General features: G+C 66.8%; 16 protein-coding genes and 1 pseudogene. 15 read left to right on the top strand and 2 right to left on the bottom strand.

Features of this window, described 5'->3' with window-relative positions; genetic code table 11:
• The first annotated feature begins 20 nt into the window (after positions 1-20).
• Genes ACUJ46_RS09465 through ACUJ46_RS09455 form a run of 3 tightly spaced genes read left to right on the top strand, consistent with a single transcriptional unit; the run spans position 21 to position 4,735 of the window.
• Positions 21-1,025 (top strand): 2-hydroxyacid dehydrogenase, encoded by a 1,005-nt coding sequence (locus ACUJ46_RS09465; protein WP_445390237.1) that lies wholly within the window; start codon positions 21-23, stop codon positions 1,023-1,025.
• 30 nt (positions 1,026-1,055) lie between these two features.
• Complete coding sequence (locus ACUJ46_RS09460; protein ID WP_445390236.1) at positions 1,056-3,452, top strand: patatin-like protein; 2,397 nt, start codon at positions 1,056-1,058, stop codon at positions 3,450-3,452.
• Positions 3,428-4,735, top strand: coding sequence for a serine hydrolase domain-containing protein (locus ACUJ46_RS09455; protein ID WP_445390235.1), 1,308 nt, complete (start codon positions 3,428-3,430; stop codon positions 4,733-4,735). Before ACUJ46_RS09460 ends, ACUJ46_RS09455 begins: the two co-directional genes overlap by 25 nt.
• A gap of 21 nt (positions 4,736-4,756) precedes the next feature.
• Here ACUJ46_RS09455 and queG read toward each other — a convergent pair whose 3' ends face one another.
• Both queG and ACUJ46_RS09445 read right to left on the bottom strand, forming a co-directional pair.
• Positions 4,757-5,794: a tRNA epoxyqueuosine(34) reductase QueG gene (queG, locus tag ACUJ46_RS09450; RefSeq protein ID WP_445390234.1), complete on the bottom strand. Its 1,038-nt coding sequence runs from the start codon at positions 5,792-5,794 to the stop codon at positions 4,757-4,759.
• Positions 5,775-6,440: a glutathione S-transferase family protein gene (locus tag ACUJ46_RS09445; protein WP_445390233.1), complete on the bottom strand. Its 666-nt coding sequence runs from the start codon at positions 6,438-6,440 to the stop codon at positions 5,775-5,777. The genes queG and ACUJ46_RS09445 overlap by 20 nt, the downstream gene beginning before the upstream one ends.
• A 185-nt stretch (positions 6,441-6,625) precedes the next feature.
• On the opposite strand from ACUJ46_RS09445, the gene ACUJ46_RS09440 reads away from it, so the two are divergent.
• The 12 genes and pseudogenes from ACUJ46_RS09440 to yihA all read left to right on the top strand — a co-directional run bounded on the left by ACUJ46_RS09440 (position 6,626) and on the right by yihA (position 17,636).
• Positions 6,626-7,834 (top strand): acyl-CoA dehydrogenase family protein, encoded by a 1,209-nt coding sequence (locus ACUJ46_RS09440; protein ID WP_445390232.1) that lies wholly within the window; start codon positions 6,626-6,628, stop codon positions 7,832-7,834.
• A gap of 45 nt (positions 7,835-7,879) precedes the next feature.
• Positions 7,880-9,019 carry an acyl-CoA dehydrogenase family protein gene (locus tag ACUJ46_RS09435; protein WP_445390231.1) on the top strand — a complete coding sequence of 380 codons (1,140 nt, stop codon included), beginning with the start codon at positions 7,880-7,882 and terminating at the stop codon, positions 9,017-9,019.
• Between the two features lie 71 nt (positions 9,020-9,090).
• Positions 9,091-10,101: a DUF6600 domain-containing protein gene (locus tag ACUJ46_RS09430; RefSeq protein ID WP_445390230.1), complete on the top strand. Its 1,011-nt coding sequence runs from the start codon at positions 9,091-9,093 to the stop codon at positions 10,099-10,101.
• Between the two features lie 101 nt (positions 10,102-10,202).
• Positions 10,203-11,669, top strand: a complete 1,467-nt coding sequence (locus tag ACUJ46_RS09425) for a circularly permuted type 2 ATP-grasp protein (protein ID WP_445390229.1) — start codon at positions 10,203-10,205, stop codon at positions 11,667-11,669.
• The gene (locus ACUJ46_RS09420) at positions 11,669-12,610 is read left to right on the top strand and encodes an alpha-E domain-containing protein (RefSeq protein ID WP_445390228.1); all 942 of its coding nucleotides are present in this window, start codon (positions 11,669-11,671) and stop codon (positions 12,608-12,610) included. The genes ACUJ46_RS09425 and ACUJ46_RS09420 overlap by 1 nt, the downstream gene beginning before the upstream one ends.
• Positions 12,611-12,617: 7 nt before the next feature.
• Positions 12,618-13,472: a transglutaminase family protein gene (locus tag ACUJ46_RS09415; RefSeq protein WP_445390227.1), complete on the top strand. Its 855-nt coding sequence runs from the start codon at positions 12,618-12,620 to the stop codon at positions 13,470-13,472.
• Positions 13,473-13,519: 47 nt separating this feature from the next.
• Positions 13,520-14,266: a peptidase gene (locus ACUJ46_RS09410; protein ID WP_445390226.1), complete on the top strand. Its 747-nt coding sequence runs from the start codon at positions 13,520-13,522 to the stop codon at positions 14,264-14,266.
• Between the two features lie 150 nt (positions 14,267-14,416).
• The gene (gene rpmH, locus ACUJ46_RS09405; protein WP_445390225.1) at positions 14,417-14,551 is read left to right on the top strand and encodes a 50S ribosomal protein L34; all 135 of its coding nucleotides are present in this window, start codon (positions 14,417-14,419) and stop codon (positions 14,549-14,551) included.
• A gap of 19 nt (positions 14,552-14,570) precedes the next feature.
• Complete coding sequence (rnpA, locus tag ACUJ46_RS09400) at positions 14,571-15,020, top strand: ribonuclease P protein component (RefSeq protein WP_445390224.1); 450 nt, start codon at positions 14,571-14,573, stop codon at positions 15,018-15,020.
• Positions 15,017-15,232 (top strand): annotated as a pseudogene (gene yidD, locus ACUJ46_RS09395) (membrane protein insertion efficiency factor YidD); the annotation flags it as partial. The gene rnpA and the pseudogene yidD, both read left to right, overlap by 4 nt.
• Before the next feature lie 53 nt (positions 15,233-15,285).
• Positions 15,286-16,998 (top strand): membrane protein insertase YidC, encoded by a 1,713-nt coding sequence (gene yidC, locus ACUJ46_RS09390; RefSeq protein WP_445390223.1) that lies wholly within the window; start codon positions 15,286-15,288, stop codon positions 16,996-16,998.
• On the top strand, positions 16,947-17,636 hold the full coding sequence (gene yihA / locus ACUJ46_RS09385) for a ribosome biogenesis GTP-binding protein YihA/YsxC (RefSeq protein WP_445390222.1): 690 nt from the start codon (positions 16,947-16,949) through the stop codon (positions 17,634-17,636). The genes yidC and yihA overlap by 52 nt, the downstream gene beginning before the upstream one ends.
• The last annotated feature ends 29 nt before the right edge of the window (positions 17,637-17,665 follow it).

The raw sequence follows: 17,665 nt of genomic DNA, 5'->3' as shown, positions 1-17,665 counted from the left end.
CGCCCGCCTACGATGGCGCCATGCCGGCAACACGCTTCCACAAATATGACCGCAAGCTCCGAGTCATCGTCACCCGTCGTCTGCCACAGGCGGTGGAAACCCGCATGGCCGAGCTGTTCGACGTGGAGCTGAACTTCACCGACACGCCCTTCACGCGCGAGCAGCTTGCCGATGCGATGAAAAGGGCGGACGTGCTCGCCCCCACGGTGACGGATGAAATCGACGCAGCCCTCATCCGCGAGGCCGGGCCGGATCTGAAGCTCATCGCCAATTTCGGCACCGGGGTCGATCACATCGATCTTTCCGCCGCCCGCGCCAGTGGCATCACCGTCACCAACACGCCCGGCGTTCTCACGGACGATACGGCCGACATGGTGATGGCCCTTATCCTGTCTGTTCCGCGCCGGCTTTCTGAAGGCGAAAAACTCGTCCGCTCGGGCGCCTGGCCGGGGTGGTCGCCCACGGGCATGCTGGGGCACCGCATCACCGGAAAGCGGCTGGGCATCGTGGGCATGGGCCGCATCGGCCAGGCGGTGGCCGCGCGCGCGCGCGCCTTCGGTCTGTCGATCCATTATCATAACCGCCATCGCCTGCCGAAGGCGGTGGAAAACAGCCTCGAGGCAACCTGGTGGCCAACGCTCGACGCCATGCTGGAGCGTGTCGACATCGTCAGCCTGAACTGCCCCGAAACCGCCGAAACCCGGCACATGATCAATGCTGCCCGGCTTCGGCTGATGCAGCCGCATGCCTATCTCATCAACGCCGCACGCGGCGCACTGGTCGACGAGGCGGCCCTTGTCGCCGCGCTTGCCACCGGCGGGATCGCGGGTGCCGGCCTCGATGTCTATGAACATGAGCCGGCCATCGCGCCCAAGCTTCTGGAGCTTCCGAATGTCGTGCTGCTGCCGCACATGGGCTCCGCCACCTTCGAGGGGCGGCAGGACATGGGCGAGAAGGTCATCACCAACATACGTGTCTTTTCGGATGGCCATCGCCCGCCGGACCAGGTGCTCGCCGATTTCTGAGGCCGGCCGCCGCCCCTGCGGAGCGCGCGGATGATCCACCAGAAGGAACTGCGCTTCGCCATCATCTGCTATGGCGGGGTCAGCCTTGCCGTCTACATGCACGCCGTCACCAAGGAGCTGTGGAAGCTTCTGAAGGCGAGCGAGGCGCGCCGCTCCGGCCATGCTGCCGAAGGTGACAGCGAGCCGCATTGGCGCGGCCTGCTCGACGCCATCGGCCAGACGACCGATCTCGCCGTCATATGCGATGTGATGACGGGGGCATCGGCTGGCGGGCTGAACGCCGTGCTGCTGTCCAACGCCATCACCCTGGGCCATGACATGGAGCCGCTGCGCGAGATGTGGCTGGTGGATGCCGATGTCGAGAATCTGCTCGACCCCGAGGCCCGCCCGCGCGAAGGCGTCTCACGCTGGCTTTCAGCCTTCTACAAGGAGCCTGTCGCCTGGTATGCGGCGCGCAAGTCCGGCAGCCTTGCCTCCGTCGATGTGCCCGAGGTGCGGGCGGAAGTCGCGCTGAAGCTCGCCGGGTTCGTGCGCAGCCGCTGGTTCGAGCCGCCCTTCTCGGGCGATGTGCTCACCGCCATGCTCGACAGGGCGATGGACGCCATGGCCGCAGGGGACCGCGGGCCGCCGCTCATTCCGCCGGGCCTGCCGCTCGACCTGCATGTGACGGTGACCGATTACTGGGGCGTCTCGGCCGATCTTCCCATCCATTCCCCGGCTTCGGTGCAGGAGCGCGAGCACCGGCGCATGTTCGCCTTTTCCTCGCCCGCCGTCATCCGCGAGCCGGGCCAGGCCGATGGCATGATCCTGCCGCCGCGCTTGGCAGCCGGCCAGCGGCCCGAGCAGTTGCTGGCCGCGCGCGCCACGGCAAGCTTTCCCGGCGCCTTCCCGCCTGCCACCATCCTCGAGGTGGACCGGCTGATGGCGAAGAAGGGGGAAGACTGGCCTGGCCGCGCTGCCTTCATCGATGCGCAGCTGCAAAGCGACCGCCCGCCCGAGGCGGTGCAGCTGATCGACGGATCGGTCCTGAACAATGCGCCCTTCGGCCCGGCGATCGCAGCCGTGCGCACCCGCCCGGCCCATCGTGATGTCGATCGCCGCTTCATCTACATCGACCCCAAGCCCGGTATCGGCGGCGTGGTCGATGCGCTCGAGGGCCGGGAGCCGGGTTTCTTCACCGCCATACTGCGCGCGCTGGCCGATATCCCGCGTGAACAGCCGATCCGCGACAGCCTGGAAGCAATCAACGCGCTGTCGGCGCGAATCCGCCGGATGCGCACCGTGACCGATGCGATGCACCCGGCGGTGGAAGCCGCCATCCAGCGCGCCATCGGGCGCAGCTTCTTCCTCTTTTCGGTCAGCCCGGCGCGGCTGGCGAAGGCGCGCTCGCGCATCCAGTCCGATGCCGCGCGCGAGGCCGGTTTTGCCTTCGGCGCCTATGCCCAGCTGAAGCTGCGGAACGTGCTCGACGATACAGCGCAGATGCTGGGCGATCTGGCGGGCCTTGGGTTCGAGGCGCGCGGCAAGCTGCGCGACGCACTTGGCGATGCCGCCGCCGCGCGCGGCGCCTACGCCCATGACGAGGCCTTGGGCCGCCAACCCGAGAGTTGCGGTTATGTGAGGCTGTTGCGTCAGCTGGACATCGCCTTTCGCGTGCGCCGCCTGCGCTTCTTCCTCCGCCACCTGACCGCGGGCATCGCCGCCACATCGGACCCTGTCGAGCGCGACCGGGCCGAGCGGCTGAAAGCCCGGCTGCATCTCGTGACAGGCCCGTTCGAGGCGCGCCGGCGTCTTGCCTCCCTTCCCGACCGGGATGGCCTTTCCGAAGCGGTCGAAGCGGTGCTGCAGGCGCGGGAGCCGGAATCCCGGGTCGTTGCCACCAGCCAGGCCATCGACCGGCTGGCCGGCGTGCTCGGCCTGTCCGCGCTCGATGCCGAGGCGGACCGAATCCTGGTAGAGGCCGCCGCGGACGAGGGCTTCGGCCGCGACATGCGCCGCGACCTCATCCGCTCCTGGCTTGGCTTTCCCTTCTATGACATCGCCATCCTGCCGCTGATGCAGGAAGATGCCGATGGCGGCTTCGAGGAGCTGAAGGTGGACCGCATTTCCCCGGACGATGCCGGCGCCTTGCGCGATGGCGGCACGCGGGCCTGCCTGAAGGGCTGGCAGCTCAACGCCTTTGCCGCCTTTTTCAGCCGCGCCTATCGCGAGAACGACTATCTGTGGGGCAGGCTGCACGCGGCAGAGCGGCTGGTGGACATCGTGCTGAGCGCGGTGCCGGATGCCGATGTGGATCCGCGGCCGTGGAAGGCGCGGATCTTCCGCGCGATCCTGACAGCCGAGCGACCGCATCTCGACCGCATCGGGCCGCTGTTCGACGAACTTGAAGGGGTGCTGGCGCAATGGGAGCAACAGGCAAGACACTGATGGCCGGCCGCCGTGACCTGCTGAAGGCCATGGCGGCAGGCGTTGTGGCGGCCGCCACGGCGAAAGGCCCGGTATCTGCGCGGTCGCCGGAAGCCGGGCATGCAGCCGTACAGGCGCTGATCGATGGCTATGTTGCCGGGGGCAAGGTGCCGGGGGCGATCGTCGGCCTGATGCAGCCGGGCCGCTTCCGCCCCCGCTGGCTGACAGCCGGGCGCACGCTTTTCGAAGGGGGGCGCCCTGTCAGCCCCGATACGCTGTGGCGCATCTATTCCATGACGAAGCCCATCACCGGGATCGCGGTGATGCAGATGGTGGCCGATGGAAGGCTCGCGCTCGATACGCCGATCGCCGACATAATGCCGGAATTCCGGGCCATGCGGGTGCTGACGGACCCTGAGACCAGCCTGGAATCCCGCCCGGCCACGCGCCCCATCCGCGTGCGCCACCTGCTGACCCACACCGCAGGCTTCGGTTACACCATCAGCGGCGATGGTCCGCTGGAGCGGGAATATCGACGTCTCGGGCTACTGCCCATGTCGTCCCGGCTTCTGATGCAGAAGGGCGATGCCGAGGCGCCGGACCTGCGCACCTACATGGAGCGGCTGGCGACGCTGCCGCTCCGGACCGAACCGGGTGCTGCATGGCGCTATTCGGTGGCGCTCGATGTTGCGGGCGCGATGCTGGAACGGCTGACGGGCGAGAGCCTCGACCGGCTGCTCGAACGGCAGATCTTCCGCCCGCTCGGCATGGCAGACACGGTCTTCGCGCTGCGCCCCGCCCAGATGGAGCGGCTGGCGGGCCTTTATGCCTGGCGCGATCCCCGGACGATGAAGCCCCTGGAGCGGCCGGTGCTGATCGACGGGCCGGAGAAAAGCGAATGGGCCGCACAGCCCCGGATGCTGGCCGGCGGGGCCGGGCTGATATCCTCGGCCGAAAATTACGCCCGTTTCGCCCAGATGCTGCTGAACGAGGGCATGTTCGAAGGGCGCCGTCTGCTTGCGCCCGGCCACGCGCGCATGGCGATGACCAACCAGACCGAGGGCGGCGTTCTGAGCGCTGCGGGCGAGGGCCATGCCAGCGGCGGGCGGGTGACGCTGTTCGACCCCGAGCCCGGAAAGACGGGCGATCCGGCCGGCCTGTGGGGCTGGGGCGGGGCTGCCGGCACGCTTTTCCATGTCGATCGCGTCCGTGGATGTGCGGTGGTGCTGATGCTGCAGAGCTTTGGCGACGATGATGGCCCATCGCCCGAAGCGCTGCGCCGCGCCCTTGGCGGCACTGGCTGAGGCCGGCCGAGGCCCGGCGTTTCAGCCCAGCCGGGCAAGCGCCCAGCGCGCGGCGTCCGACACAAGGGGCGCCGGGTCGTCGACAAGGGCCAGAACTGCCGGGCGCAGGGCCGGCAGCCCGCTGTTGCCGGCGGCATAGAGGCAGTTGCGGACGAATCGGTCGCGCCCGATCCTCTTGATGGGCGAGCCGGAAAACACCTGCCTGAACCCGGCATCGTCGAGCTTCAGGAAATCGGCCAGAAGCGGCGCGCTCAGCTCGGCGCGCGGGTTGAAGGCCGGATCCGCCGGCACATGGGCAAAGCGGTTCCAGGGACAGGCGTCGAGGCAGTCGTCGCAGCCATAGATGCGGTTTCCGAGTTTGCCGCGAAGCGCTTCGGGAACCGGCCCCTTGTGCTCGATGGTGAGATAGGAAATGCACAGCCGCGCATCGACACGCCCCGGCGCCACGATGGCGCCGGTGGGGCAGGCGGTGATGCAGGCCGTGCAGCTGCCGCAACTGCCCTTCGCGCCCGTATCGGCCAGCGGCGGAAGTGCTGCCGTCGTGTAGATGGCGCCGAGGAACAGCCAGTTGCCGTGCCTGCGGCTGAGCAGATTGCTGTGCTTGCCCTGCCATCCAAGGCCGGCCGCCTCGGCCAGCGGCTTTTCCATGACAGGCGCCGTATCCACGAAGACCTTCACATCCTCGCCCGTGCGCAGCGCCAGCCAGCTCGCCAGCTGCTTCAGCCGGGGCTTGACCACGTCATGATAATCCCGCCCCAGCGCATAGACGGAAATGGTCGCCCGTTCCGGCAGGGCGAGGTTGCGCGAAGGCGGCAGGGCGGGCGTATAGGGCAGGCCCAGCATCACGACCGAACGCACCTCGGGCCACAGGCCCTTCGGGCTGGCGCGGCGGTCGGCGGTGTCTTCCATCCACAGCATGTCGCCATGGCAGCCACCGGCCAGCCACTGGCGCAACCGCGCGCCGGTTTCCGGGGCGGCATCTGCCGGTGCAATGCCGAAGGCAGCGAAACCCAGCCTGCGGGCTTCGGCCGCCAGCGCCTCAGAAATCAAGCTTGTCATAATCCGCCGGCGGCCGGATGCCTTCCATCCGGTCGACGAGGAGCGCCCGGAAGGAGGGGCGCGACTTGAGGGCCGAATACCAGATCTTGGCGCTCTGGTGGCCGCGCCAGTCGATCCCGCCGAGATAGTCGGCAACCGAAATCTGGGCGGCGGCGTGGATGTCGGCGATGCTGAACAGCGGGCCGGCCAGCCAGCGGTTCACATCGAGCAGGTCGTCCACATATTGCAGGTGCAGTTCGGCGGCCCTGTTGGCGTTGCGGATCGAGATTCCATCCGGCATGCCGCGCAGCACGACGCGCTTGTACATGCGCTCGGCAAGCAGGGGGGCGGTCACCTCGGCATAGAAGCGCTGTGCGAACCAGGCGCCAAGCCGCCGCGCCTCGGCCCGCTCGGCCGCGCTGCCGCCGATGAGCGGCGGGCGCTCGATCGTTTCATCCAGATATTCGATGATGGCGCTGCTGTCGCACAGCACAAGGCTGCCGTTTTCCATGACCGGCGTCTGGATGGCGGGATTCAGGCGCGACAGCGTTTCCCCCCGTTCCCACGGGTAGGCAAGCACGAGTTCGTGCCGGACACCCTTTTCAGCCAGCGCAAAGCGGACCGCGCGCGAAAAGGGGCACAAGGGAAACTGGTGGAGGCGCCACATGAATCACCCTTTTAGCGCCACTTGCGCCAAGCGCCAGCATAACGGATGACTTACTGCCCGGAGATTTTCGGAGGGGTGCCACGGGAAGGCGCTGCGAGTGCGACGGCATGTGGCCTTGAACCTTTTTCCCCGCTTCCTGATGGCGGTCAGCAGTGCTAGCACAGCATGGAAGAAGGGAGAGATTCATGGATCTGGCGTTCAGCCCGGAAGAGGTTGCCTTCCGCGAGGAAGTGCGTGCGTTCATTGCCGAAAACTACCCGGCCAGCCTGCGTGGCAAGCAGGACGAAGGTGACGAGCTCGGCCGCGAGGACATGTTGTCATGGCATCGAATCCTGGCGAAGAAGGGCTGGTCGGCACCGGCCTGGCCCAAGGAATATGGCGGCACCGGCTGGACCGCGACCCAGCGCTACATCTTCTCGGAAGAGCTTGCCCGTGCAGACACGGTGGCCGTGCTGCCCTTCGGCATCAACATGGTCGGCCCGGTGATCTATACCTTCGGCACGCCCGAGCAGAAGGCGAAGCACCTGCCCGGCATCCTTTCGGGTGATGTGTGGTGGTGCCAGGGCTATTCCGAGCCGGGCGCCGGATCCGACCTCGCCAACCTGCGCACCCGCGCCGAGCGCGTGACCGAGGACGGCAAGGACTATTACATCGTCAACGGCCAGAAGACCTGGACGACGCTGGCCCAGCATGCCGACTGGGGCTTCTTCCTCGTCCGGACCAACCCGACCGCCAAGGCCCAGGAAGGCATCAGCTTCCTGCTGATCGACATGAAGACACCCGGCATCACCGTGAAGCCCATCATCACGCTCGATGGCGGCCACGAGGTGAACGAGGTCTTCCTCGACAATGTGAAGGTGCCGGTAGAGAACCGCATCCATGAAGAGAACAAGGGCTGGACCTGCGCCAAGTTCCTTCTGGCGCACGAGCGCACCGGCATCGCCGGCGTCGCGCGGTCGAAGCGCGGCATCGAGCGGCTGAAGGGCATTGCGCGTTCCCAGCAGGATGGCGCCGGCGAGCCGCTGCTCCACAACCCCTTCTTCCGCCGCAAGGTGGCGGAGCTGGAAACCGACCTGACGGCGCTGGAATTCACCGAACTGCGCACGCTTGCCGGTGAAGCCTCCGGCAAGGGCCCGGGGCCTGAATCCTCGCTCCTGAAGGTGAAGGGCACCGAAATCCAGCAGCGCATCACCGAACTGGTGCTGGAAGCGGCCGGCCATTATGCCGCGCCCTATTTCCGCCAGTTCCCCGAGGGATCGAACGAATATCCCATCGGGCCGGAATTCGCCCACCGCGCCGCGCCGGCCTATTTCAACATGCGCAAGACCTCGATCTACGGCGGATCGAACGAGATCCAGCGCAACATCATCGCCAAGATGGTCCTCGGGCTCTGAGCCCGGGCGACCTTCGGCAACAGGGACAAGATCAGGGAGGACCGGGTGGACTTCAATTTCACCGAAACGCAGGGCATGCTGCGCGACACGCTGCGCCGCTACCTTGCCGACAATTACGACTTCGACAAACGCCAGGCGATGCTGCGGATGCCAGGCGGCCGTGACCCCGGCATCTGGAAGGCGCTGGCGACCGAGCTTGGCATATTGGGTGCGGCGCTTCCCGAAGCGCATGGCGGTTTCGGCGGCGGGCCTGTCGATTCCATGGTGCTGATGGAAGAACTGGGCCATGTGATCGCCGTTGAGCCCTATGTGCCGACGGTGGTGGTGGGTGGCCAGGCGCTTCTGGCTGCCGGTGGCGCGCATGCCGCCCAGATGATTCCCGGAATCATTTCCGGCGATGTCGTCTTCGGCTTCGCCCATGCCGAGCCGCAGGGGCGCTACAATCTGGCAAACCTGCGCACGACGGCGAAGCGCGACGGCGCGGGCTGGGTGATCAATGGCCACAAGGCCGTTGTCGTCGCCGCGCCCTATGCCAGCCACTATCTCGTCACCGTCCGTACCGGCGGATCGCAGATGGAGGCCTCGGGTGTATCGCTTTTCCTCGTCGAGGCGGGGGCGAAGGGGATTGTCCGCCGCGACTACCCTTGCGTCGATGGCTACATGGCGTCCGAACTCTATTTCGAGAATGTGGCTGTCGGCCCCGAGGCGCTGCTGGGCGCGGAAGGCGAAGCGCTGCCGCTGATCGAGCAGCTGGTCGATCATGCCGCTGTCGCCACCTGTGCCGAGGCCGTCGGCGCCATGCGCAAGCTGCATGAGATCACGCTTGATTACTCCAAGCAGCGCAAGCAGTTCGGCCAGCCCATCGGCGCCTTCCAGGTTCTGCAGCACCGCATGGTGGACATGTTCATGGAGGTGGAGCAGTCCGCGTCCATGACCCTGATGGCAACGCTTCGGCTCGACGATGCCGAGCGCGCCAAATGGGTCAGCCAGTGCAAGGTCAAGGTCAACAAGGGCGCCCGCTTCGTGGGGCAGTCGGCCGTGCAGATCCATGGCGGCATCGGCATCACTGTCGAGCTTTCGACGGGCCATTATTTCAAGCGACTGTCCATCATCGAGACGCAGTGGGGCGATCTCGACCATCATCTCGGCCGGCTTGAAGCGGGGCTGATGGCGGAAGCGGCCTGAGGCAATCCGTGCAGGCGCGGGTGAACGGGGGGTTCAATCCCCGTTCACCCGCGTCGTTGCATTTTCGGGCCATGAAAAAGACCATTCTGGCCCCGTTGCTTTTCCTGGCGACTCTTGGCGGCTGCGTTTCCACCGCTGACTGGAGCGAAGCGCCCGGACGCGCCGTCTATGTGGACGACTGGCGCGACTATGGCACCCCCTATGGTGCCCCGTCCGGCTGGTGGGGCCGGGACATGGTTTCCATCAACATCTTCTACGGCGTGCTTTCCCCTTACGGGAGCTGGGCTTCGCACCCGCGCTATGGCCGTGTCTTCCTGCCCGGCGGCATCGGTTCGGGCTGGCACCCCTATTCGGTCGGCTACTGGCGTGAGCATCCCCGTTTCGGGCGCAGCTGGTATTCGCGCGAACCCTTCGGCTGGGCGACCTATCATTATGGCCGCTGGGGTCGTGACAGCCGCTATGGCTGGTTCTGGGTGCCCGATACGCGGTTCGGGCCATCCTGGGCCGACTGGCGCCAGAGCGGCGGCTATGCAAGCTGGTCGCCGCTTCCGCCGCCGGGCTGGGCTGCAAGCGGCTGGGGCAATGACTGGTGGCTTACGGCGCCGGTCGGCCAGGTCTGGAGGCCGGGCCTGCACCAGCATGTCAGGCCCGGCTGGCAGGACCGGCCGCGCCCGGGCATCGGCAATGTGGTGCGCCCCGAGCGCCCTGACAGGCCGCAGGCCGGAAGGCCGCGCTACCCGTCGGTGGAAGGCACGCACCCCCGCAGCGGCAATCCCCGCGTCGGCAATCCCCGTGTTGGCAATCAGGAAAGCAGGCAGCCGCGCACCCAGCGTGAAAGGGCGCCCGGTCAGCGTGCGACGCCGGATCGCGTGCGCAGTGGAACCGGCACGCGCGCCGGGCAGGAGGGGCGCGCGCCCCAGGCTGCCGCCCGGCCGCCGGGCAACCGGCCGATGGTCACTGCGCCGTCAACGCGTCCGGCCTCGCCTGTCATCTCGGCGCCGCGCGCGCCGCGCCCGGAACCTGCTGCCCGGCCTCAGGCGCCGCGCCAGCGCGACCCCGCTCCGAGGACTGTCGAACCCTGAAGGGGGCGTTCGCGATGCCCGGGCAGGGCGTTGCGAAAAAGCCGGGCGGCCTATGAAAAAGCCTCTTGCGGTCCTCTGTTGCAGCGCACAAGATGCCGCCTGTGACAAAGGCTGCATTCGATGAAACCTTCGGATACGCGCCCTACGCAGAGGCAGACGCCCGCGCGCCCTATGCCGCTGTCGCCCGCTGGCTCGCCTCGTCCAGCGATGCACATCTCGAAACCCGTCGTCGCCAGGCAGAGCTTTTCTTCCGGCGCATCGGCATCACCTTCGCCGTCTATGGCGACCCGGATGCCCAGGAGCGGCTGATCCCCTTCGATATCGTGCCTCGTGTGCTGTCGGGTGCGGAATGGAGCCGGCTGGAAGCCGGGCTGGTGCAGCGGGTGGAGGCGATCAACCTGTTTCTCGCCGATGTCTATGGCCCGCGCGAATGCCTGAAGGCCGGCATCGTGCCCGAGGAACTGGTGCTCCTGAACCCGCAATATTGCTTGCCGCAGGTCGGCAGGCGGCCGGCTGCCAATGTCTGGGTTCATGTCGCCGGGGTCGATCTCGTCCGCACCGGGCCTGACGAATTCCATGTGCTGGAAGACAATGCGCGCACGCCCTCGGGCGTGTCCTACATGCTTGAAAACCGCGAGGTCATGCTGCGCCTTGCGCCCGAACTGATCGAAACCATGTCGGCAGGCGGCGGCCTGCGCCCTGTCGAGACCTATCCGGACATGCTGCTCGAAACGCTGGCTTCGGTCGCGCCGCGCGGCTGCCCGGGCGAGCCATGCCTCGCGCTCCTGACACCCGGCATCCACAACAGCGCCTATTACGAGCACAGTTTCCTTGCCGACAAGCTGGGCGTGGAGCTTGTGGAAGGCTCGGATCTCTTCGTCCGCTCGGACATTCTCTACATGCGCACGACCGAAGGGCCGAAGCGGGTGGACGTGCTCTATCGCCGGGTGGACGATGATTTCATCGACCCGCTTGCCTTCCGGCCGGATTCGGTGCTGGGCGTGCCCGGTCTTGTGCGGGCGGTGCATGCGGGCAACCTCACCATCGCCAATGCGCTGGGCACGGGCATCGCCGATGACAAGGCGATCTACAGCTACATGCCCGAGATCGTGCGCTTCTTCACCGGGCGCGACCCGATCCTGAAGAACGTGCCCACATGGCGCTGCCGAGAACAGGATTCGCTTTCCCACGTGCTCGACAATCTGCACGAGCTGGTGGTGAAGGAAGTGGATGGCTCGGGCGGCTATGGCATGCTGGTCGGCCCGCACGCGACGAAAGCCGAACGCGAGGACTATGCCGCCCGCATCAAGGCGCATCCGGCGAAGTTCATCGCCCAGCCAACGCTGGCGCTATCGACCTGCCCGACCATGACGGCAGCCGGCATAGCGCCGCGCCATGTCGATCTGAGGCCCTTCGTGCTCACCGGGGCGAAGGGGGTTTCCATCGCGCCCGGCGGATTGACCCGCGTGGCGCTGAAGGAAGGCTCGCTGGTGGTCAATTCCAGCCAGGGCGGCGGCACCAAGGATACATGGGTGGTCGACCTTCCCGACGAGCCGGAGGGGTGCTGATGCTCTCGCGCTCGGCCTCGAACCTCTACTGGATGGGGCGCTACCTCGAACGGGCCGATTTCCTCTGCCGCCTGATCGACGCGACGGTGCGCCTCGCGTCGCTGCCGGCCTCGCATGGCGGCGCGCGCGCGGCGTGGGAAAGCGCCATCCATTCGGCGACGGTCGCCGACGCCTTCCGGGCCCGCAACATTCCGGTGGATGAAGCCCATGTCGGGCGCTTTCTCGCGCTTGATGCGGAAAACCCCTCGTCCATCTACCGCTGCCTCGAAGCGGCGCGCACCAATGGCCGGGCGGTCCGCACCGCGCTCACGCTCGAGACATGGGAGGCCGTGAACGAGGCGTGGCACGAGATCCAGCGGCATCAGGGCGCACAGGCGGACCGGGGCACATTGGTGCGCGTGGCGGAAAGCATCCGCAACGCGCTCCTGATGTTCGATGGCGCGGCGCACCGCACCCAGCTGCGCGAGGCGACCTACTGGTTCCTGCGCCTTGGCACGACGATCGAACGGGCCGACAATACGGCGCGCCTTCTGGACGTGAAATATCATCTGCTGCTGCCGCGCAGCGAGCCTGTGGGTGGAAGCCTTGATTATTTCCAGTGGACGACGCTTTTGCGCACCGTGTCGGCGCTGACAGCCTATCGCTGGGTCTATCGCGATTCCGTGAAGCCCTGGCTTGTCGCCGACCTGATGATCTTCAACAGTTCGATGCCGCGATCGCTGATCGCCTGCCTTGAGGATATCGTCTGGCTGCTCGACCAGCTTGCGGCCGGAAGCGGCCGGCGCGGGCCAGCCAACCGCCTTGCCGCCGCTGCCCTGCGCGATCTCGCCCAGAGCGACATAGACAAGCTCTTCCAGTCGGGCCTGCACGAATTCCTGCTGGACTTCATCGTTTCGAACAACAGGCTGGGCGACGCCATCGCCGAGCAGTATCTGTTCTGAGACAGCCATGCATCTCGCGATCGACCATATCACCCGCTACACCTATTCCCAGCCAGCCGCCGGGATCGTGCAGTTGCTGCGCCTGACTCCGCAGGAGGCCGATTGCCAGCAGGTGGTGCAGTGGCGGATCGATATCGACGCCGATGGCCACGTGAGCGCCTTCACCGACGTGCATGGCAACCTCTGCCACATGTTCTACGCTGATCGGCCGGTGGAAAACATCACGATCGAGGTGCGCGGCACGGTCATCACCGGCGATTGCGCCGGCATGGTGCGTGGCACGGCCGAGCGCCTGCCGCCGCTCGTCTATCGCCGGCAGACTGCCCTGACGACGATCACGCCGGCCATTGCTGGCTTCGCCGAGCAGCACCGCCGTGCCGATCGGCTCGATACGCTCCACACGCTCATGCTGGGTGTCCGCGACCGCATGGTCTTCAAGCCCGGCGTCACGGAGGCCGTGACCGATGCGGATACGGCCTTCGGGCTCGGCCATGGCGTGTGCCAGGATCTCGCCCAGATCTTCATTGCCGCAGCCCGCCATCTCGGCTTTCCGGCGCGCTATGTCTCGGGCCATTATGCGGTGGCCGATCACCCCGAGCAGGAAGCATCCCACGCATGGGCAGAGGCCCATATCGATGACCTGGGCTGGATCGCATTTGATCCGACCCACGGCGTCTGCGCGACAGAAGGGCATGTGCGGGTCGCCATCGGCCTCGACAGCCTGGAGGCTGCGCCCGTCCGGGGTTCCCGGCGCGGCGGGGGGCTGGAATCACTGGCGGTTGGTGTGCATGGGCGTGAAACGGCGCGCGGGCGGAAGGCTTCGTCGCAGTCGCAGTCGCAGTCGCAGACACAGGCACAATGACGCCGGGCGCGCGGGGCGCGCCCAGGCCGCAGACGAAGGGCGAGAGGATGACCTACTGCATGGGTCTTCTGGTGAAGGACGGGCTGGTGATGCTGGCCGATACCCGCACCAACGCCGGAATCGACAACATCTCCACCTATCGCAAGCTGCGCCTGTTCGGAGAGGATGGAAAGCGGGTGATCGCCATCGCTTCGGCCGGCTCGCTCAGCACCACGCAGGCGCTGATCGCGCGGCTGAAGGAGGGCGTGGTGCTGCCCGGCCACACCGAACCCGAGTTCGTGGAAACCGCGCCCAGCATGTTCCGCATCGCCCAGATCGTGGGCGAGGCCATGGTGGAGGCCAAGAAGGACATCGAGCAGACCATCCGCCAGGAGGGCGTGGAAATCGGCGTGACGCTGCTGGTGGGCGGCTCGATCGACGGGCGCGCGCCGCGCCTGTTCCTTGTCTATGGGGAAGGCAATTTCATCGAATGCGGGATGGATACGCCCTATTTCCAGATCGGCGAGCTGAAATATGGCAAGCCGATTCTCGACCGGCTGCTCCACTATCGCACCCCTCTCGACAAGGCGCTCAAGATCGGCCTTCTCAGCATGAGCTCGACCATGCGCTCGAATCTCGGGGTGGGCCTGCCCATCGATGTCCTGACCCTGCGACCGGGCCATTCGTCGGCCAGCCTCACGCGCATCGAATATAATGACCCCTATTTCCGTGAACTGGGGGACAGCTGGGCCAAAGCGCTGGCCGTCGCCGTCGATACGCTGCCCGATCCGCCCTACGCCCTGCCGGCGGGCTGATTCTCCGGCCCTGGCCGGGGCGCATCATCGGCGCCCGGCCATTGCGCCTGCGCGGTTGACCTTTGGGGCGGGCTTGGCTATGCCGCGCCCTCTTCCGGCGGGGTCCGCTCCGCTGGCGCTCGACTTTGGTTCTTTTCGAGGATTCGCACGATGAAGCGCACCTATCAGCCGTCGCGGCTGGTTCGCAAACGCCGGCACGGGTTCCGTGCCCGCATGGCAACCGTTGGTGGCCGCAAGGTTCTGTCCCGCCGCCGCGCGCGCGGCCGCAAGGTCCTGTCGGCCTGAGATCATGGTGCCCGGCCCCATGCCGCCCCCGCAGGAGGCGGACGGGACCGGGGCGCGTGGCGACATGGCGCACGCCGGGCCGAAGCCAGCATCCAACTGGGGCTGGGCGGATGGCCGGCTGAAGCGGCGTCGGGATTTCCTGGCAGCCAATGCCGGAGTTCGTGTGCCGACTCCGGCCTTCATCCTTCTGGTCAATCCAAGCCCTGCGGGCGAGGCTCGTGTCGGCTTCACCGTTTCGAAGCGCGTCGGCAATTCCGTGGCCCGGAATCGCGCGCGCAGGCGCTTGCGCGAAGTGGCGCGCGCCCTGTTTTCCGAGCATGCCGTTCCGGGGGCCGATCATGTCTTCATCGCCCGGCCGCTCCCGGAGGAGCGCCCCTTTCCCATATTGATGGACGACGTGCGAGCGGCCCTTGGCAAGGCGGCGCGCCGTGCGGCCGCGCCGCGCCCGGGCGGCGGGAGGCGGGGATGAGCATCGCCGCCCGCGCGCTTGCCGGCCTGTTCCGTCTGTGGCAACTCAGTTTCTCGCTTGTCCTGCCGCCTTCGTGTCGTTTCCAGCCAAGCTGTTCCCATTATGGAATAGAAGCGCTGAAGCGGCATGGCCTGGTGGCCGGGCTGTGGCTCACGCTTCGCCGGATCGGCCGCTGCCACCCCTGGGGCGGCCATGGCCATGATCCGGTTCCAGAAACCTTCAGCTTCAGGCGCCAGAAGGCGTCCCGAATGACACAGGAAAATCCGTGACGCAGGAAAACCGCAACCTTCTCCTCGCAGTCGTGCTGTCGGCGCTGGTCCTGTTCGGATGGACCTGGGTCTCGGAAACATGGCTCCAGCCCCCCGCCAGCACCAGCCAGGCGGCAGGCGGCGATGCCGGCGCCGCCGCAAGTGGCGCCCCGGCGGCTGTCGGCACGGTTCCGGTCGGCGCTGTGACGGCCCCCCGTCCGGTGGATGCGGTCGTTGCCGAAGCGCCGCGTGTCCGCATCGAGACGCCGCGCCTCAGCGGCTCGATCAACCTTGTCGGCGCGCGGATCGACGACCTGCTGTTGAAGGATCACAGGGTTGCGCTGGGCGATGATGCCGCCCCGGTGCGCCTGTTCGCGCCCTCGGGCAGCGCCAATGCCTATTTCGCCGGCTTCGGCTGGGTCGGCCCCGGTGCGCCGCCCTCGGATGCGCGCTGGACGGCATCGGCCGACACGCTTTCGCCCGGCAAGCCCGTTACCCTGAGCTGGACTTCGCCGGCGGCCATCCGCTTCGAACTCATGTTCTCGGTGGACGAGAATTTCATCTTCACCGTGCGTGAGCGGGTGACGAATGGCAGTGCCAGCCCGCTGGCGCTTCGCTCCTTCGGCTTCGTGAACCGCACTGGCGAAGGCCCCGAAAAGGATGCCTTCAACCTGCATGTCGGCCCCATCGCGGTTCTGGATGGCACTCTGAAGGAAGGCGAGATCGGCTATGAGACGCTGCGGAAGGACGGCGCGCAGACCATCAGCAGCCGTGGCGGCTGGCTTGGCATCACTGACAAGCACTGGCTGGCCGCGCTGATCCCGGACCAGAAGGGCCAGATCGAGGCGCGCTTCACGCCAGCCGAAGGCAACCGCTATCAGGTGGACTGGCTGAACACCGCCAGCATCATCGAGCCGGGCGCCAGCCGCACCGCCACGAGCCACCTGTTCGCCGGCGCCAAGGAAGCAAGGCTTTTGAACGCCGTGCGCGACGATCTCGGCGCACCGTTGTTCGACCGGGCACTGGCCTGGGGCTGGTTCTGGTTCATCGCCCAGCCCATCTTCGCGCTGCTGCAATGGCTCTATGGGCTTTTCGGCAATTATGCACTGGCGATCGTCGGCCTCACGCTGGTCGTGCGGGCGCTGCTCTTTCCCATCGCCAACAAGCAATATGCCAGCATGGCAAAGATGCGGATCTTCGCTCCGAAAATGAAGGAGATTCAGGAAAAGTACAAGGAAGACAAGCAGAAGCAGCAATATGAGCTTATGGAGCTCTATCGCCGGGAAAAGATCAATCCGCTGGCCGGCTGCCTGCCCATCCTCATCCAGATCCCGATCTTCTATGCGCTTTACAAGGTGCTGCTCATCTCGGTGGAAATCCGCCATGAGCCGGCCTTCCTGTGGATCAAGGATCTTTCCGCCCCCGATCCGCTGACGCCGCTGAACCTGTTCGGCCTGCTGCCCTTCGATCCGCCGGCGATCATCGCCATCGGCGTCCTGCCCATCCTGCTCGGCATCACCATGTACGCCCAGTTCAAGCTGAACCCGCAGCCGATGGATGAAATCCAGCAGAAGGTCTTTGCCTGGATGCCCTGGATCTTCATGTTCATGATGGCGCCGTTCGCGGCCGGTCTCCAGATCTACTGGATCGTGAACAACCTCGTATCCATCCTCCAGCAATGGGTGCTCATCCGCAAGCATCCGGCGCCAGCGCCGGCGCCCTCGAAGTGACGGCGTTTCCGGAAGACAGGCTGGAACAGGCCCGCAAGCTGTTCGCCGGCCCGATCGGCTTCGAACTGTCGGCTCCGCGGCTCGATGTCCTGCCGCCGGCCGTGCTGCCGGAGGTGGCCTTTGCAGGCCGCTCCAATGTCGGCAAATCCTCGCTGCTCAACGCCCTGACAGGGCGGCAGGGCCTGGCGCGCACCTCCAACACGCCCGGGCGCACGCAGGAACTGAACACCTTCCTGGTTGGCCAGCCGCCGGTGATGCGCCTCGTCGACATGCCGGGCTATGGCTATGCCGAAGCCCCGAAGGATGTGGTGAGGTCCTGGGCGCGGCTGATCGGAGACTATCTGCGCGGCCGGCCGACCCTGAAGCGGGTGCTGGTGCTGGTGGACAGCCGCCACGGGCTGAAGCCGGTGGATCGCGAGATCATGGAACTGATGGACAAGTCCGCGGTTTCCTACCAGCTGATCCTGACCAAGGCCGACAAGGTGAAACCCACGGCGCTGGCGGAAACGCTGGAGGGCGTGGCTGCCGAAGCGCGCAGGCACCCGGCCGCCCACCCGGTGCTCATCGCCACCAGCAGCGAGACGAAGGCCGGCATCCCGGACCTGCGCGCAGCTGTGGTGGCGGCCGCCTTCGACTGAGGGCCTGAGCCCCGGAAAGCTGAGCCCCT

The organism is Sandaracinobacteroides sp. A072 (assembly GCF_052616365.1).
This window is presented reverse-complemented; position numbering and strand designations above follow the sequence as displayed.